This window comes from Mycobacterium sp. NGS29, from assembly GCF_059812965.1.
The window spans coordinates 123,370-140,551 of sequence record NZ_JCALDR010000016.1 but is presented as its reverse complement, the minus strand read 5'-3'; the positions used below and the strand labels follow the sequence as shown (position 1 = coordinate 140,551).

11 protein-coding genes are annotated in these 17,182 nt (G+C 66.9%); 10 read left to right on the top strand and 1 reads right to left on the bottom strand.

Features of this window, described 5'->3' with window-relative positions:
• A partial coding sequence (locus AC5Y5Z_RS20125; protein ID WP_499927088.1) for a PE family protein occupies window positions 1–839 on the bottom strand: 839 nt, incomplete at its 3' end.
• 368 nt (window positions 840–1,207) lie between these two features.
• Here AC5Y5Z_RS20125 and argC point away from each other — a divergent pair.
• From argC to AC5Y5Z_RS20075, 10 genes are all read left to right on the top strand, one after another.
• Window positions 1,208–2,251: an N-acetyl-gamma-glutamyl-phosphate reductase gene (gene argC, locus AC5Y5Z_RS20120; protein ID WP_499918544.1), complete on the top strand. Its 1,044-nt coding sequence runs from the start codon at window positions 1,208–1,210 to the stop codon at window positions 2,249–2,251.
• The gene (gene argJ, locus AC5Y5Z_RS20115; RefSeq protein ID WP_499927086.1) at window positions 2,248–3,462 is read left to right on the top strand and encodes a bifunctional glutamate N-acetyltransferase/amino-acid acetyltransferase ArgJ; all 1,215 of its coding nucleotides are present in this window, start codon (window positions 2,248–2,250) and stop codon (window positions 3,460–3,462) included. The genes argC and argJ overlap by 4 nt, the downstream gene beginning before the upstream one ends.
• The gene (argB, locus tag AC5Y5Z_RS20110; RefSeq protein ID WP_499918547.1) at window positions 3,459–4,346 is read left to right on the top strand and encodes an acetylglutamate kinase; all 888 of its coding nucleotides are present in this window, start codon (window positions 3,459–3,461) and stop codon (window positions 4,344–4,346) included. Before argJ ends, argB begins: the two co-directional genes overlap by 4 nt.
• Complete coding sequence (locus tag AC5Y5Z_RS20105) at window positions 4,343–5,536, top strand: acetylornithine transaminase (protein WP_499927084.1); 1,194 nt, start codon at window positions 4,343–4,345, stop codon at window positions 5,534–5,536. Before argB ends, AC5Y5Z_RS20105 begins: the two co-directional genes overlap by 4 nt.
• Window positions 5,529–6,455: an ornithine carbamoyltransferase gene (gene argF / locus AC5Y5Z_RS20100; RefSeq protein ID WP_499927082.1), complete on the top strand. Its 927-nt coding sequence runs from the start codon at window positions 5,529–5,531 to the stop codon at window positions 6,453–6,455. The genes AC5Y5Z_RS20105 and argF overlap by 8 nt, the downstream gene beginning before the upstream one ends.
• Window positions 6,452–6,958, top strand: a complete 507-nt coding sequence (locus AC5Y5Z_RS20095; protein ID WP_499918550.1) for an arginine repressor — start codon at window positions 6,452–6,454, stop codon at window positions 6,956–6,958. The genes argF and AC5Y5Z_RS20095 overlap by 4 nt, the downstream gene beginning before the upstream one ends.
• Window positions 6,959–6,995: 37 nt before the next feature.
• Window positions 6,996–8,192, top strand: a complete 1,197-nt coding sequence (locus AC5Y5Z_RS20090) for an argininosuccinate synthase (protein ID WP_463825266.1) — start codon at window positions 6,996–6,998, stop codon at window positions 8,190–8,192.
• 79 nt (window positions 8,193–8,271) lie between these two features.
• A complete protein-coding gene (argH, locus tag AC5Y5Z_RS20085; protein ID WP_499927080.1) occupies window positions 8,272–9,684 on the top strand; it encodes an argininosuccinate lyase in 1,413 nt (470 codons plus the stop codon).
• Window positions 9,685–9,806: 122 nt separating this feature from the next.
• Entirely contained in the window at window positions 9,807–10,868 is a 1,062-nt protein-coding gene (locus tag AC5Y5Z_RS20080) for a type III polyketide synthase (RefSeq protein WP_499927078.1), read from the top strand.
• Between the two features lie 24 nt (window positions 10,869–10,892).
• Window positions 10,893–17,171 carry an SDR family NAD(P)-dependent oxidoreductase gene (locus tag AC5Y5Z_RS20075; protein WP_499927076.1) on the top strand — a complete coding sequence of 2,093 codons (6,279 nt, stop codon included), beginning with the start codon at window positions 10,893–10,895 and terminating at the stop codon, window positions 17,169–17,171.
• Window positions 17,172–17,182: the final 11 nt, after the last annotated feature.

Below are 17,182 nucleotides of genomic sequence, written 5' to 3'. Positions count from 1 at the left end.
GCGCCCAGGTTGAGTATTGCGTTGATGCCGCTGTTGAATGCAGCGTTCAAGGCTGGCAATCCGCCGCTCAGCGCGGCGGAAATGTTGCCGATCAACGCGCCGCCGGTTTGTGCAAGCGCAGCCAGCGACGGCAGCGCCCCGGTGAAGTTTGCGGTGAGGTTCGCGGAGATGTTGGCGCCCAGTGTTCCGCTCAAGAACGCCGCAAGCGCAGCGTTGGCCTCGCCGGTAAGTCCCGCGCCGAAGGCCGAGATAGACGCACCAGCGCCGCCCAGCCCCACGCCGAGGTTGGTGATGATCTGACCGGTTTGGGCAAGCCCCGCGCCGAAGCCAGAGGCAAGCGCCCCGCCAGTCTGCAGCGCCAGACCCGCGCCGAGGCTGGGCAGTGCTGCGAAGGCGCGGAAGGCGTTCGCGGCGTTGAGGCCGAGGGACCCGGATCCGCCGAGCGAGAGGCCGAAGCCACCCAACGATGCGTTGAGGGCACCGTTGAGCCCGGCGGCCAGATTGCCGAGACCGATCTCAATATTGGTTGCGAGCTGACCCAGATTGAACAGGGCCGACACGTTCAACGCTTCCGCGGCAGCGTAGGACGTCGCGCCACGGGTCAGTGCATTGACGAACTCCTGGTGATACGCCGCGGCTTGGGCGCTGGCGGCCTGGTAGTCGCTACCAAAGGTGCCGAACAGCCTCGCGATTGCAGCTGACACCTCATCTGCGGCCGCCGGCGCCACCTCAGCCGTCGCTCCCACTGCTGCAGAACTGACGTCGACCAATGTGGAACGAAGCCCGGCCAATTGCTCGGCAGCCGCTTCCACGAATTCAGGCACGATCAATACAGACATGTCCATCTCCCCAGATGACCCAAACAGACATAAACCATGAGCCTCAGACGCCCGAACGCCGCGAAGGCAACACGTGCGCAATAGATCCCCACGCCAGGATGGCGCTAAACCAAATATTTCTGAGAGTTTCCGGCCGGAATCTTAGGGTCTGCGATCACCCCAGCAGTCCTACCTTTGGGCCGAAATCAACTGCGCGAGAGAGCAACTGCTCCTGCGTAGCAGGGCTCCGATGGGGATCGGGTGAGGTCCTCACCGGCGTGTCGAGTTGACTTTAGCGCCAACCGACGAGGAGTCAATGGGCAAGGTGCTATCCCGCGGTGTACGGAATGAATTTGCAATCTAATGAATAACCATGCAACTATCGCCGGATGATCGACGGGATGAAGGTGGCCGTTGCCGGGGCGAGTGGCTATGCGGGTGGTGAGATCCTTCGTCTGCTCCTCGGGCATCCCGCTCTGGCCGACGGTCGGCTTACCATTGGAGCAGTCACCGCGGCATCCAGCGCCGGCAGCACCCTCGGCGAACATCACCCGCACTTGGTCCCACTGGCACACCGGGTAGTCCAACCTACTGATCTCGACATCCTCCGTGGCCACGACGTGGTCTTTCTCGCTCTCCCCCACGGGCATTCGGCCGCCCTTGCCGAACAGCTCGGCCCCGAGACCCTCATCGTCGACTGCGGTGCGGACTTTCGGCTCACCGATGCCGCAGCCTGGGAACGCTTCTACGGCTCCGCGCACGCCGGGAGCTGGCCCTATGGGCTGCCCGAGTTGCCGGGCGCGCGAGAGCAGCTCAAAAAGGCCCGACGCATTGCCGTGCCTGGCTGCTACCCGACGGCGGCACTGCTGGCCCTGCTGCCTGCAATCGCTGACGAACTCGTCGATCCAGCGGTCACCGTGGTGGCTGTCAGCGGGACCTCGGGCGCCGGTCGCGGCGCCAAGACCGAATTGCTCGGCGCAGAGGTGATCGGGTCGGCGCGCGCATACAGCATCGGTGGCGTCCACCGCCATACTCCCGAGATCGCCCAAGGATTAGGTGCAGTCGGCGCCGGTGACGTCACCGTGTCATTCACTCCCGTGTTGATTCCGACGTCGCGCGGCATCCTGGCCACCTGCACGGCACGTACCCGAGCCTCCATCGATCAGTTCCGAACCGCTTACGAGAAGGCCTACGACGCCGAGCCCTTTGTTTACCTGCTGCCGGAGGGTCAATTGCCGCGCACCGGGTCTGTGATCGGTAGCAACGCCGCGCACATCGCGATAGCAGTGGATGAGCGGGCGCAGACATTCGTGGCGATCGCAGCCATCGACAATCTCGTCAAGGGCACCGGCGGCGGCGCGGTGCAGTCGATGAATCTGGCACTGGGATGGCCTGAAACCGAGGGGCTTTCGGTCGTCGGAGTTGCACCGTGACTGAAACTGTCAACGCCACGCGACTGCTGCGGGCCCAAGGGGTCACCGCCCCGGCCGGCTTCCGCGCCGCCGGAATCGCCGCCGGCATCAAGGTGTCCGGTGCTCTGGATCTGGCATTGGTCTTCAATGAGGGGCCCGATTATGCGGCGGCCGGCGTCTTGACCCGCAACAAGGTCAAGGCCGCCCCCGTGCTGTGGACCCAGCAGGTGTTGACCACCGGTCGCCTGCGGGCAGTCATTCTCAATTCCGGTGGCGCTAACGCGTGCACCGGTGCGGGCGGTTTCCAGGACACCCACGCGACGGCCGAAGCGGTGGCTGCCGCATTGTCGGACTGGGGAACCGAGACCGGGGCCATCGAGGTCGCCGTGTGCTCCACCGGGTTGATCGGCGACCGGCTTCCGATGGACAAGGTCCTCGCCGGAGTTCGCGACATCGTTCACGACATGCACGGCGGACTGACCGGAGGCGACGATGCCGCACACGCCATCATGACCACCGACACGTTTCCGAAACAGGTTGCGCTGCACCACAAAGACAACTGGACGGTGGGCGGGATGGCCAAGGGCGCCGGGATGCTGGCACCGTCGCTGGCCACCATGCTCTGCGTGATCACCACCGACGCGGTGGCCCAGACCCCCGCGCTCGAACATGCATTGCGCCGCGCCACCGCCCGCACGTTCGACCGGCTCGACGTCGACGGCAGCTGTTCCACCAACGACACCGTCTTGCTGTTGGCCTCGGGCGCCAGCGAAATCATCCCCTCCCAAGCAGATCTCGATGAGGCGGTGCTGCAGGTCTGTGACGACCTGTGTGCCCAGTTGCAGGCCGACGCCGAGGGCGTCACCAAGCGGGTAAACGTGACGGTGAAAGGCGCCGCCTCAGAGCAGGACGCGCTGGTGGCGGCGCGGGTCATCGCCCGCGACAGTCTGGTGAAAACCGCTCTATTCGGATCCGACCCGAACTGGGGCCGAGTGCTCGCAGCCGTGGGGATGGCACCGGTCGCACTCGAGCCCGAGCTGATCACCGTGTCATTCAACGACTTTGTCGTCTATCGCGACGGGGCAGGGGCGCCGGGCGCCCGCGACGTCGATCTATCGGGTGCCGACATCAACATCGTGGTGGACCTTGCGCTCGGTGACGGTGCGGCCACCATCCGCACCACCGACCTCTCGCACGGGTATGTCGAAGAGAACTCGGCCTACAGCTCATGACCGACGGCACCGACATGTTATCCACCCAGGTCAAGGCGCAGGTATTGGCTGAGGCACTGCCGTGGCTCAAACAGCTGCACGGCAAGATCGTGGTCATCAAGTACGGCGGCCACGCGATGATCGACGAATCGCTGCGCCGGGCATTCGCCGCCGATATGGCGTTTCTGCGTAATTGCGGCGTGCACCCCGTGGTGGTCCACGGTGGCGGGCCGCAGATCACCGCCATGCTGCGGCGGCTGGGCATCGAAGGTGACTTCAAAGGCGGATTCCGCGTCACCACACCGGAAGTGCTCGACGTCGCCCGGATGGTGCTGTTCGGCCAAGTGGGCCGCGAGCTGGTCAACCTCATCAATGCGCACGGGCCGTACGCGGTCGGGATCACCGGCGAGGATGCGCAGTTGTTCACCGCGGTGCGGCGCAGCGTGACTGTCGACGGCATCGACACGGACATCGGCCTGGTCGGCGATGTCGAATTGGTGAATACCGCAGCAGTTTTGGATCTCATTGCGGCACGGCGCATTCCGGTGGTTTCCACGCTGGCACCGGATGCCGAAGGCGTGGTGCACAACATCAACGCCGACACTGCGGCCGCTGCACTGGCCGAAGCCCTGGGTGCCGAGAAGTTGTTGATGCTGACCGATGTCGAAGGTCTCTACACCAGCTGGCCGGACCGCACCTCGTTGGTCAGCGAAATCGACACGGCCACACTGTCTCAACTGCTCCCCAGACTGGAGTCGGGCATGATCCCCAAAGTCGAGGCATGCCTGCGGGCCGTCACCGGTGGAGTACCCAGCGCGCATGTCATCGACGGACGTGTTCAGCATTGTGTACTTGTGGAGTTGTTCACCAACGCCGGGACCGGCACCAAAGTGGTGTCGGCATGACGAAAACAAGGGCGCTTCAACAACGTTGGCAAGCAGTCATGATGAACAACTACGGCACGCCGTCGATGGCATTGGCCAGCGGCGACGGGGCCGTCGTCACCGATGTGGACGGTAAGACCTATATCGACCTACTGGGCGGGATCGCGGTCAATGTTCTCGGACATCGCCATCCCGCCATCATCGACGCTGTCACCCAACAGATGTCGACACTCGGCCACACCTCCAACCTGTACGCCACCGAGCCCGGGATCGCCCTGGCCGAGCAGCTGGTCGAACTGCTCGGCGCCGACGCTCCAGCGCGAGTATTCTTCTGCAACTCCGGAACCGAGGCCAACGAGGTGGCGTTCAAAGTCACCAGACTCACCGGCCGCACGAAAATCGTTGCCGCACAAGAAGCCTTCCACGGCCGGACGATGGGTTCCCTCGCCCTCACCGGACAACCTGCCAAGCAGGCACCGTTCGAGCCGTTGCCGGGCAACGTCACTCACATCCCGTACGGCGACGCTGAGGCCCTCACCGCTGCGGTCGACGACGACACGGCCGCGGTCTTTCTGGAGCCGATCATGGGTGAAAGCGGTGTCGTCGTCCCACCCGAGAGTTACCTGACGGCTGCCCGCGAGGTCACCGCACGCCACGGCGCGCTGCTGGTGCTCGACGAAGTGCAGACCGGAATGGGGCGCACCGGAACGTTTTACGCCCATCAGCACGACGGCATCACTCCTGACGTGGTGACCTTGGCCAAGGGCCTGGGCGGGGGTCTGCCGATCGGGGCGTGTATCGCGATCGGACCCGCCGCCGACTTGTTGACCCCCGGCCTGCACGGCAGCACTTTCGGCGGCAACCCGGTGTGCACCGCGGCGGCGCTGGCTGTGCTCCAGGTTCTCGAGGCCGACGATCTGGTGCGCAGCGCGGACGTCAAAGGCAAGGCACTGCGACACGGTATCGAATCGCTGGGCCACCCGCTGATCGAGCAGGTGCGGGGACGGGGACTGTTGCAGGGCATCGTGCTGAGGGCGCCGCACGCCAAAGACGCCGAAGCGGCGGCCCGGGACGCCGGGTATCTGGTGAACGCGGCCGCTCCCAACGTTATTCGGCTGGCACCGCCGTTGGTCGTCAGCGAGGCTCAGCTCGAGGGCTTCGTCGCCGATCTCACCGGCATCCTCGACACGGCAGGAACACGCAATGCTTAGACACTTCCTGCGCGACGACGACCTCACGCCAGCGGAACAGGCCGAGATCCTGACCCTGGCAGCCGAACTCAAGAAGTCTCCGTTCAGCCGTCGTCCCCTCGAGGGGCCGCGCGGAATCGCGGTGATCTTCGACAAAAACTCCACCCGTACCCGGTTCTCGTTCGAGATGGGCATCACCCAGCTGGGCGGGCACGCCGTCGTCGTGGATGGGCGCAGCACCCAACTGGGCCGTGACGAGACCCTCGAGGACACCGCCAGGGTGTTGTCCCGCTTCGTCGATGGCATCGTGTGGCGGACGTTCGGCCAGGAACGCCTGACCGCCATGGCATCGGCCGCATCGGTGCCCGTCGTCAACGCGCTGTCCGACGAATTTCACCCCTGTCAGGTGCTGGCCGACCTTCAGACCGTCGCCGAGCGCAAGGGGACGTTGAACGGCCTGAAGATGACCTATCTGGGCGACGGCGGCAACAACATGGCTCACTCGCTGATGCTGGGCGGTGTGACCGCCGGCATGCACGTCACCGTTGCTGCGCCCGAGGGTTTTAGCCCCGATCCCGAGGTGGTCGCCGCGGCCGAGCGGCGCGCCCAGCAGACCGGCGCGACAGTCACCGTCACCGCCGACCCGGAGGGCGCGTCCGGCGGCGTCGACGTCCTGGTGACCGACACCTGGACGTCGATGGGGCAGGAGGACGACGGACTGGACCGGGTCGAACCTTTCCGACCGTTCCAGGTCAACCAGCGCCTGCTGAGCATCGCTGACCCGGAAGCCATTGTGCTGCACTGTCTTCCGGCGCACCGCGGTGACGAGATTACCGACGAGGTGATCGACGGGCCGGCCAGCGCGGTGTGGGATGAGGCCGAGAACCGGTTGCACGCCCAGAAGGCGCTGCTGGTGTGGTTGCTGGAGCAGCGCTCATGACCACCGGCGGCACCAAGGCCGCACCCGAGGTCAGCGCCAACCGGGCCGGCCGGCAGGCCCGCATCGTGGCCATCCTGTCCACCCACGAGGTGCGTAGCCAAGGCGAACTGGCGGCCCTGCTGGCCGCCGAAGGTGTCGAGGCCACCCAGGCCACCTTGTCCCGTGACCTCGAGGAGCTGGGTGCAGTGAAGTTGCGCGGCGCGGACGGCGGCGTGGGCGTCTACGTCGTCCCCGAGGACGGCAGCCCGGTGCGCGGCGTCGCCGGCGGTACGTCGCGACTTTCGAGGTTGCTCGGCGAGTTGCTGGTGTCCACCGACGCCAGCGCCAACCTCGCGGTGCTGCGCACTCCACCCGGTGGGGCGCCGTACCTGGCCAGCGCGATCGACCGCGCGGCGTTACCGTACGTGGTCGGCACCATTGCCGGCGACGACACCGTGTTCGTGGCGGCCCGCGAGCCGATGACCGGCACCGAGCTGGCGAACGCATTGGAAGACCTCAAATAAACTGCTGCAGACTCGCGACCCTAAAGGAGAACTGTTCATGTCAGAGCGCGTCATCCTGGCCTACTCCGGCGGCCTGGACACCTCGGTGGCCATCAGCTGGATCGGCAAGGAGACCGGCCGCGAGGTCGTTGCGGTGGCGATCGACCTCGGCCAGGGCGGCGAGGACATGGAAGTCGTGCGGCAGCGGGCACTGGACTGCGGCGCCGTCGAGGCCGTCGTCGTCGACGCCCGCGACGAATTCGCCGAAGGCTACTGCCTGCCGACGATCCTCAACAATGCGCTCTACATGGATCGTTACCCGCTGGTGTCGGCGATCAGCCGACCGCTGATCGTCAAACACCTGGTTGCCGCGGCACGCGAGTACGGCGGCAGCATCGTCTCGCACGGCTGTACCGGCAAAGGCAACGACCAGGTCCGATTCGAAGTCGGATTCGCTTCGCTGGCACCAGATCTCGAGGTGCTGGCGCCGGTCCGCGACTACGCGTGGACGCGGGAGAAAGCCATCGCGTTCGCCGAGGAGAACGGTATCCCGATCAGCGTCACCAAGCGTTCACCGTTCTCCATCGATCAGAACGTGTGGGGCCGCGCGGTGGAAACCGGGTTCCTCGAGCACCTCTGGAACGCGCCCACCAAGGACGTCTACGACTACACCGAAGACCCCACTGTCAACTGGAACACCCCCGACGAGGTCATCGTCGGCTTCGAACAGGGCGTGCCGGTCTCGATCGACGGCACCCGGGTGAGCGTCCTGCAAGCTATCGAGGAGCTCAACCGCCGCGCCGGCGCCCAGGGTGTAGGGCGCCTCGACGTCGTCGAGGACCGGTTGGTGGGCATCAAGAGCCGCGAAATTTACGAGGCGCCCGGTGCGATGGTGCTGATCACCGCACATAGCGAACTCGAGCACGTCACCCTCGAGCGCGAGCTCGGCCGGTTCAAGCGCCAGACCGACCAGCGCTGGGCCGAGTTGGTCTATGACGGCCTGTGGTACTCGCCGTTGAAGATTGCGTTGGAGAGCTTCGTCGCCAAGACCCAGGAGCACGTCACCGGCGAGATCCGCCTGGTGCTGCACGGCGGTCACATCGCGGTCAACGGCCGGCGCAGTCCTGAATCGCTGTACGACTTCAACCTGGCCACCTACGACGAGGGTGACACCTTCGACCAGTCCATGTCCAAGGGCTTCGTCTATGTGCACGGGCTGTCGTCGAAGCTGTCCGCCCGCCGGGACCTACGGTGACGGCAGGCCGGCGAGCAGACACAGAATCGCACCGAACTGCGCGATTGAGTGCGATTCTGTGTCTGCTCGCGGGAGAAAAGTGAGCACCAATGAGGGGTCGCTGTGGGGCGGCCGGTTCGCCGGCGGACCCTCGGACGCGTTGGCCGCGCTGAGCAAGTCCACCCATTTCGACTGGGTGCTGGCCCCTTACGACATCATCGCGTCCCGCGCGCACACCGTGGTGCTGTACGCGGCCGGGCTATTGACCGAGGACCAGCGCGACGGCCTGCTGACCGGCCTGGACAGCCTGGCCGAAGACGTGGCCGACGGCAGTTTCGGGCCCCTGGTCACCGACGAGGACGTGCACGCCGCCCTGGAACGTGGCCTGATCGACCGGGTCGGAGCGGACCTCGGTGGCCGCTTGCGGGCCGGACGCTCCCGCAACGACCAGGTGGCCACCCTGTTCCGGATGTGGTTGCGCGACGCAGTGCGCCGGGTCGCCGACGGGGTGCTGGATGTGGTCGCCGCGCTGGCTGACCAGGCCGGCGCCCACCCGACGGCCATCATGCCGGGCAAGACCCATCTGCAGTCCGCGCAGCCGATCCTGCTGGCACACCATCTGCTTGCGCACGCCCAGCCGTTGCTGCGGGACGTGGACCGGATCCTCGACTTCGACAAGCGTGCGGCGATCTCGCCGTACGGATCAGGTGCGCTGGCCGGCTCGTCGCTGGGTCTGGATCCCGACGCGATCGCTGCGGACCTGGGCTTTTCCGCAGCCGCCGACAACTCGGTGGACGCCACCGCGGCCCGGGATTTCGCGGCGGAGGCCGCGTTCGTCTTCGCGATGATCGGCGTCGACCTGTCCCGCCTCGCCGAAGACATCATCATCTGGAGTTCGACCGAATTCGGTTACGTGACGCTGCACGACTCCTGGTCCACCGGCAGTTCGATCATGCCGCAGAAGAAGAACCCCGATATCGCCGAACTGGCCCGCGGCAAGTCCGGTCGAATGATCGGCAACCTGGCCGGCTTGCTGGCCACCCTGAAGGCCCAACCGCTGGCCTACAACCGTGACCTGCAGGAAGACAAGGAGCCGGTCTTCGACTCGGTCGCGCAGTTGGAGTTGCTGCTGCCCGCGATGGCGGGTCTGGTGGGCAGCCTGACGTTCGACGTCGAACGGATGGCGGCCTTGGCGCCGGCGGGTTACACGCTGGCCACCGATATCGCGGAATGGCTTGTGCGGCAAGGTGTTCCGTTTCGCTCCGCGCATGAGGCGGCGGGTGCGGCGGTACGCACGGCCGAACAGCGTGGCGTCGGGCTGCAGGACCTGACCGACGACGAGCTGGCCGCGATCAGCCCCGAGTTGACCCCGACCGTCCGTGACGTGCTGACCATCGAGGGTTCGGTGTCGTCCCGGGATGCGCGGGGCGGCACCGCCCCGGTTCAAGTGGCCGCGCAACTGGACGCCCTGCGGTCGGCCGCCGACCGGTTGCGCGAGCAGTTGCAGCGCTGAGCCGCGGCCTGCTCCTTTGCCGGTCAGATTGAGGCCGACTAAACTTTGACCTTTGAGCGATTCCGTTGACCGATCCTGGTGAACAAAGCGACCTTGATGTTCGTATCAAAGGGGTGGGACCAATGAGCGTCATCGCAGGTGTTTTCGGCGCGCTGCCCCCGCATCGCTACTCGCAGGACGAACTGACCGAGACCTTCGTCAACATCCCCGACTTCGCGGGATATGAAGATATCGTTCGGCAGCTGCACGCCAGCGCAAAGGTCAACAGCCGCCACCTGGTGTTGCCGCTGGAGAAATACCCTCACCTCAACGATTTCGGCGAGGCCAACGAGCTCTTTCTGGAGAAGGCCGTCGATCTGGGTGTCGAGGCCCTGGTGGGCGCCCTCGAGGAAGCCGGGCTGGCGCCGCAGGATCTCGACGTGCTCATCACCACCACGGTGACCGGCCTGGCAGTACCGTCGCTGGACGCCCGGATCGCGGGGCGACTGGGGTTGCGCCCCGATGTGCGCCGGGTGCCGTTGTTCGGGCTGGGTTGTGTGGCCGGCGCGGCCGGCGTGGCCCGGCTGCACGACTATCTGCGGGGCGCTCCCGACGGCATCGCGGCGCTGGTGTCGGTCGAGTTGTGTTCGCTCACCTTCCCGGGATACAAGCCGTCGGTGGCGGGACTGGTGGGCAGTGCGCTGTTCGCCGACGGCGCTGCCGCGGTGGTGGCGGTCGGAGACCGTCGCGCCGAACAGGTCGGGGCCAATGGTCCAGCCATCCTCGCTTCGCGCAGCCACCTCTACCCGGACTCGCTGCGAACCATGGGTTATGACGTCGGCTCCGCGGGTTTTGAACTGGTGCTGTCGAAGGATCTGGCCGCTGTCGTCGAGCAGTACGTCGGCCAGGATGTTTCTGCGTTCCTCGGCGAACACGGTCTACAGATCACCGACATCGGTGCCTGGGTGACCCACCCGGGTGGGCCCAAGATCATCAACGCGATCACCGAAACGCTCGGGTTGCCGTCGGAGGCACTGGAGCTGACTTGGCGGTCGCTGGGCGAGATCGGCAACCTTTCCTCGGCCTCGGTGCTGCATGTGCTGCGCGACACCATCGCCAAACCACCGCCCAGCGGCAGTCCGGGCCTGATGATCGCGATGGGTCCCGGGTTCTGTTCCGAACTGGTGCTCCTGCGCTGGCACTGAATTGGCGCCCAACCGGCCGGTTTTATGACCAGTACCCAAGACGAGCTCATCGAGGCCCTCCGCCGGTCCCTCAAGGAGAACGAGCGACTCAAGCGGGAGAACCGCGACTACCTGGCTCGGGCCACCGAACCAATTGCGTTGGTGGGCATGGGTTGTCGCTATCCCGGCGGGGTCGATTCAGCCGAGGCGCTGTGGCAGCTGGTGGCCGACGGGCGCGACGTGATCTCAGCGTTTCCGACCGACCGCGGCTGGGATACGACGGGATTGTTCGATTCCGATCCGGACGCTGCCGGCAAGTCCTACACCCGATCCGGCGGTTTCCTGGCCGACGTCGCGGGATTCGACGCCGAGTTCTTCGGGATCGCGCCCAGCGAGGTGCTCGCGATGGACCCGCAGCAGCGGTTGTTGCTGGAGGTGTGCTGGGAAGCGTTGGAGCGAGCGGAGATTGACCCGCTCTCGCTACGGGGTTCGTCGACCGGGGTGTTCGCCGGCGTGTTCCACGGTTCCTACGGTGGTCAGGGCCGGGTGCCCGCAGAGTTGGAGCGTTACGGGTTGCGTGGTTCGACCTTGAGCGTGGCCTCCGGCCGGGTCGCCTACGTGCTGGGGCTGGAAGGTCCGGCGGTGTCGGTGGATACCGCGTGCTCGTCGTCGTTGGTGGCGCTGCATCTGGCGGTGCAGTCGTTGCGCTCGGGGGAGTGTGACCTGGCGCTGGTCGGCGGGGTGACCGTGATGGCTACGCCCGCCATGTTCATCGAATTCAGTCGGCAGCGGGCGCTTTCGCCGGACGGTCGATGCAAGGCGTACGCCGGTGCTGCGGACGGGACGGCGTTCGCCGAGGGCGCCGGCGCCCTGGTCGTGGAGCGGCTCGCGGATGCGCGGCGGTTGGGACACCGGGTGTTGTCGGTGGTGCGGGGCTCGGCGGTCAACCAGGACGGCGCTTCCAACGGTCTGGCCACCCCGAACGGTCCCTCCCAGCAGCGGGTCATTCGGGCGGCATTGGCCAGCGCCCGCCTGTCCCCGGCTGACGTGGATGTTGTCGAAGGCCACGGGACCGGCACCATGCTCGGGGATCCCATTGAGGCACAGGCGATTCTGGCTACTTACGGAAAAGGTCGTGCCGAGCCGCTGTGGCTGGGTTCTATCAAATCGAACATGGGCCACACGTCGGCGGCGGCCGGGGTGGCCGGCGTCATCAAGATGACGATGGCGATGCGGAACGGCGTGCTGCCCAAGACATTGCATGTGGATGTGCCGACGCCGCATGTGGATTGGTCTGCGGGCGCGGTGTCACTGTTGACCGAGGCGCGGGCATGGCCCGAGTCCGGGCGGCCACGCCGGTCCGCGGTGTCGTCGTTCGGGATCAGCGGGACCAACGCCCACGTGATCCTGGAATCAGTTCCTGACACGAACCGAGACGTGGAAAGCTCTGTGCCATCTCGTGGTTCGGCTCCATGGCTGCTGTCGGCGCGCTCCGCTCAGGCCTTACGCAACCAGGCGGCACGATTGCTGGCCTGGGTGGGCGGCGACGACGATGTGAGTGCGCCCGACGTGGGTTGGTCGTTGGTCACCACGCGATCGCTGTTCGAGCACCGGGCGGTCGTGGTCGGTGCCGACCGTAGGCAGCTGATGGACGGGCTGGCCGGGTTGGCTGCCGGTGACCCCGGTTCCGGCGTGGTGGTCGGCCAGGCCCGCCCGGTGGGCAAGACGGTGTTCGTGTTTCCCGGCCAGGGGTCGCAGTGGGCCGGCATGGGTGCCGAATTGCTCGACAGCTCGGCGGTTTTCGCCGCACAGCTACAGCGGTGTGAGCAGGCGCTGCGAAAGCATGTCGAGTGGTCCCTGCTCGACGTGATCCGGGCCGCGCCCGGGGCGCCCGGGTTGGATCGGGTGGATGTGGTGCAGCCCGCACTGTGGGCGGTGATGGTGTCGCTGGCCGAACTGTGGCGTTCGCTGGGGGTGAAACCCGACGCGGTGATCGGACATTCGCAGGGCGAGATCGCCGCGGCCTGTGTGGCGGGGGCGCTTTCGCTGCCGGATGCGGCGCTGGTGGTGGCGCTGCGCAGTCGTTTGCTGGTGCGGCTGGCCGGGTCCGGTGCCATGGCATCGGTCGCCGTCGGGCCGGCTGAAGCTGAGCGGCTGGTGGCTCGGTGGGCCGGGCGGATGAGTATTGCCGCGGTGAACGGAGTTTCGGTGGTGGTCGTGTCCGGCGAGGTGGCCTGCATCGAGGAACTGCTTCGCCAGTGCGATGCCGCCGGCATTCGGGCCCGGCGAATCGACGTCGACTACGCCTCGCACTCTGCCCAGGTCGAGGCGATCCGCGCCGATCTCACTGCGGGACTCAGATCAATCCAGCCCCGGTCCAGTCCGGTGGCTTTCTTCTCCACGGCGACCGGCGAACTTTCCGACACCGCCGGGTTGGACGCCGATTACTGGTATCGAAGTATCAGGCAGCCAGTGCAATTCGAGCGTGCCGTGAGCGCCGCAGCCGATGCCGGCTACCAGGTGTTCATCGAATGCAGCCCGCACCCGGCACTTCTCGGCGCCGTCGAGGACACGGTGCAGGCGCACCATCCGGTGGTGGTCCCGACGTTGGGTCGCGACGATGGTGGGCTGCTTCGGTTCTGGCTGTCGGCCGCCCAAGCCCACGTGTCGGGTGTGGCGGTGGATTGGCGGCAGGCGTTCGCGGGAGCCCGTCCGGTGGCATTGCCGACATATGGGTTTGCGCGACGACGGTTCTGGCTGGCTGAGTCCGCTACCCGGGATGTGCGTCGCGACGGTTTGCTCGGCGCCGGGCACGGGCTGCTTGGTGCGGTGGTGGAAAGGCCCGATTCCGCCGGCGTGGCGCTGACCGGCCTGTTGTCGTTGACTGCACAACCGTGGTTGGCCGACCACGCGGTCAGCGGCTCGGCACTGTTTCCCGGCGCGGGTCTCGTCGAATTCGCCATCCGCGCCGGGGATCAGGTCGGGTGTCCGGTCGTCGAAGAGCTCACGCTGACGGCGCCGTTGTGGTTGCGCGGCGACACCCGGATCCAAGTGGTGCTCGGTCCGCCGGACCATTCGGGCCGCTGCTCGATCGCGATCTATTCGTCCGCCCAGTCGGATTCGGGGTGGACGTTGCACGCCGAGGGCATCCTGAGCGCCGGTGTGCCGGTGCCGCAAGCAGGCATGGCGGTGTGGCCGCCCGCGGCCGCGCAGCCGATTGATCTGGGTGACGCCTACCAGCGGTTGGCTGCCCGGGGATACGACTATGGTCCGGCGTTTCGCGGCTTGCGGGCGGTGTGGCGCTCCGGTGACGATCTCTACGCTGAAGTCGCGCTCGCCGACGATGCCGGGCTGACCGCGACGGGTTTCGGTATCCATCCGGCACTCCTGGATGCGACGCTGCATGCCCTCGGACTCATCGACGCGCACGCCGGCACGGTGGTGCCGTTCGTCTGGCAAGGGGTGGCGTTGCACGCCGCGGGGGCCACGGCGCTGCGGGTCCGGATCAGCCGCACCGAGACCGACTCGGTCTCGCTGGAGCTGGCCGATCAGGCCGGGCTTGCCGTCATGACCGTCGAAAATCTGGTCTTCCGCCCGCTGTCGGCACACCCGTCGCCGGCGACCGGTGATGCCGGGTTGTTCCAGGTCGAGTGGTCGCCGGTCGCCGCCGCTGGGTGCGATACGCCGGTGACGTTGTGGCAGCTGCCATCCGGAGCTGCTGGGCTGCCGGAGGCGGTGTATGCGGCCACGCACGCCGCACTGGCGGCGGTGCAGGCGTGGTTGGCCGGTGACCAACCCGGGGTGCTCGTCGTGCTCACCGACGGGGCGGTGGCGTTGGACGACGAGGACGTCTCGGATCTGGCCGGCGCTGCGGTGTGGGGCTTGGTCCGTTCCGGGCAGGCCGAACATCCCGGCCGGCTGCTGCTGGTGGACTCGGACGGAACGGTCGATGTGCGCAAGGTGATCGGTTGCGGCGAAACGCAATTGGTGATCCGCCGCGGAGCCGCCCACCGCGCGCGGCTGAGGCCGGCCGGTCCACCGTCGACTCTGGTGTTGCCGGAGGCCTCCTGGCGCCTGGTCACCGGTGCGGCGGGGACGATCGAGGATGTACGGGTTGCGCAGTGTGCGCCGGCACCGCTCGGTGCCGGGCAGGTGCGTGTCGCGGTGCATGCCGTAGGAGTGAACTTCCGGGATGTTCTGGTGGCCCTGGGCATGTATCCCGGCGGTGGCGAGCTGGGTGTGGAGGGTGCCGGAACAGTCACCGAGGTGGGTGCGGGAGTTTCCGATCTCGCTGTCGGTGAGGCGGTGACGGGCCTGTTGGGCGTGGTGGGTCCCGAAGCGGTGGTCGATCGTCGGCTGGTGACGCCGGTTCCGGACGGCTGGTCCATGGCGACCGCGGCCGGTGTTCCGGTGGTGTTTTTGACTGCGTGGTACGGATTGTCGGTGTTGGGCTCGGCTCAGGCCGGTGAGCGGGTGCTGGTGCACGCGGCCACCGGTGGGGTCGGTATGGCCGCGGTGCAGTTGGCGCGGTGGTGGGGGCTGGAGGTGTTCGCGACCGCCAGCCGCGGCAAGTGGGACACGTTGCGCGCGATGGGTTTTGACGACGATCATATCGGCGACTCCCGGACCCTGGAGTTCGAGACACATTTCCGGAAGGCCACCGCCGGTGCCGGCGTCGATCTGGTGCTCAACTCGCTGGCCGGGGAGTTCGTCGACGCCTCGTTGCGGCTGTTGAACGAGGGCGGGCGTTTCGTGGAGATGGGCAAAACCGATGTTCGCGATGCGCAGGCACTGGCCCACCGTGGGGTTCGCTACCGGGCGTTCGACTTGATCGAGGCGGGACCGGACCGCACCGCGCACATGTTGAGCGAACTGATGGTGCTGTTCGACGCCGGAGCCTTGACACCGTTGCCGGTCAAGGTCTTTGACGTGCGGTCGGCGCGGCAGGCGTACCGCTATGTGAGCCGGGCCCGGCACACCGGCAAGGTGGTGCTGACCACGACCAGCGCGACCGCCGACGCGGTAGCCAACGGCACCGTGCTGATCACCGGTGGTACCGGGATGGCCGGCGCCGCGCTGGCGCGGCATGTGGTGTCCCGCTACCGGGTGCCGCACGTGCTGCTCACGAGCCGTTCCGGACTGGAGGCGCACGGTGTTCCGGAGTTGGTGCGCCAGCTGCAGGACGCCGGCGCCCAGGTGTCGGTGGCGGCCGTTGACGTGGCGGACCGTGACAGTGTTGCCGCCTTGCTGGGCGAGGTACCCGAGAAGTTTCCGCTCACGGCCGTGATTCACGCCGCCGGAGTTCTCGACGACGGGTTGATCGCCGCGTTGACGCCGGACCGGCTGGACGCGGTACTGCGCGCCAAGGTCGACGGGGCATGGAACCTGCACGAACTGACCCGCGATCACGACCTGGCTGTCTTTGCGGTGTTCTCCTCGATGGCCGGTATCCTGGGCACCCCGGGGCAGGCCAATTACGCGGCGGCAAACAGCTTCCTGGACGGATTGATCGCACACCGGCGCGCGCAGGGACTGCCGGGTCTGTCCCTCGCGTGGGGGCTCTGGGAGCAGCCCAGCGCCATGACGCGACATCTGGGGGACCGCGACAGGACCCGGATGAGCCGGGCAGGTTTGGCCGCGCTGTCCACCGAGCAGGCGCTCGCGTTGTTCGACATGGCGGTCGCCAGGACTCTCGGTGCCGCCGGCACCCTGGTCGCCACCCGCCTGGATGCCGCCGCACTCGGCGACGAGGCTCCGGTATTGCTGCGCGATCTGGCCCGCCGCCCCACCCGACGTGTCGTCGATGACACCGAAATCAGCTCAGCGTCAACGGGTCTGGCTACCCGTCTGCGTGGCCTCGACGCCGATCAGCGTCATCGCGAACTCGTCGATGTGGTCTGTAGCAACGCCGCCACCGTGTTGGGCCGTTCGAGTATCGCCGACATCAGCGCCCAGCGCGCATTCCAGGACCTGGGGTTCGACTCGCTCACCGCCGTGGAACTGCGCAATCGACTGAAAAAGGCTACCGGCCTTGCACTTTCGCCCACATTGATCTTCGACTATCCCAGCCCCAGTGCGCTGGCCGAGCACCTCGACCTGCGGTTGACGACCCCCGCCGAGCACGCTCAGCCGATGAGCCGCTTCAACGACATCACCCGGGAATTGGACGCCTTGGTCAATCAAGCGGACTGGACGCCGACCGAGAGGGCGCAGCTGTCACACCGACTGCACGCGATCCTGGCCGACCTGACCACCGATGACGACCTGGCCGCGGCCAGCGAGGACGAACTGTTCGCCATCCTGGACGAAGAGCTGGGCTCCTAGGCGATGGACCC

What these genes read in the sequence shown, in the direction of transcription:
- argC (WP_499918544.1), top strand. Translation starts at nt 1,208, where the DNA reads ATGATCGACGGGATGAAGGTGGCCGTTGCCGGGGCGAGTGGCTATGCG.
- argB (WP_499918547.1), top strand. Translation starts at nt 3,459, where the DNA reads ATGACCGACGGCACCGACATGTTATCCACCCAGGTCAAGGCGCAGGTA.
- AC5Y5Z_RS20105 (WP_499927084.1), top strand. Translation starts at nt 4,343, where the DNA reads ATGACGAAAACAAGGGCGCTTCAACAACGTTGGCAAGCAGTCATGATG.
- argF (WP_499927082.1), top strand. Translation starts at nt 5,529, where the DNA reads ATGCTTAGACACTTCCTGCGCGACGACGACCTCACGCCAGCGGAACAG.
- AC5Y5Z_RS20095 (WP_499918550.1), top strand. Translation starts at nt 6,452, where the DNA reads ATGACCACCGGCGGCACCAAGGCCGCACCCGAGGTCAGCGCCAACCGG.
- AC5Y5Z_RS20090 (WP_463825266.1), top strand. Translation starts at nt 6,996, where the DNA reads ATGTCAGAGCGCGTCATCCTGGCCTACTCCGGCGGCCTGGACACCTCG.
- AC5Y5Z_RS20080 (WP_499927078.1), top strand. Translation starts at nt 9,807, where the DNA reads ATGAGCGTCATCGCAGGTGTTTTCGGCGCGCTGCCCCCGCATCGCTAC.
- AC5Y5Z_RS20075 (WP_499927076.1), top strand. Translation starts at nt 10,893, where the DNA reads ATGACCAGTACCCAAGACGAGCTCATCGAGGCCCTCCGCCGGTCCCTC.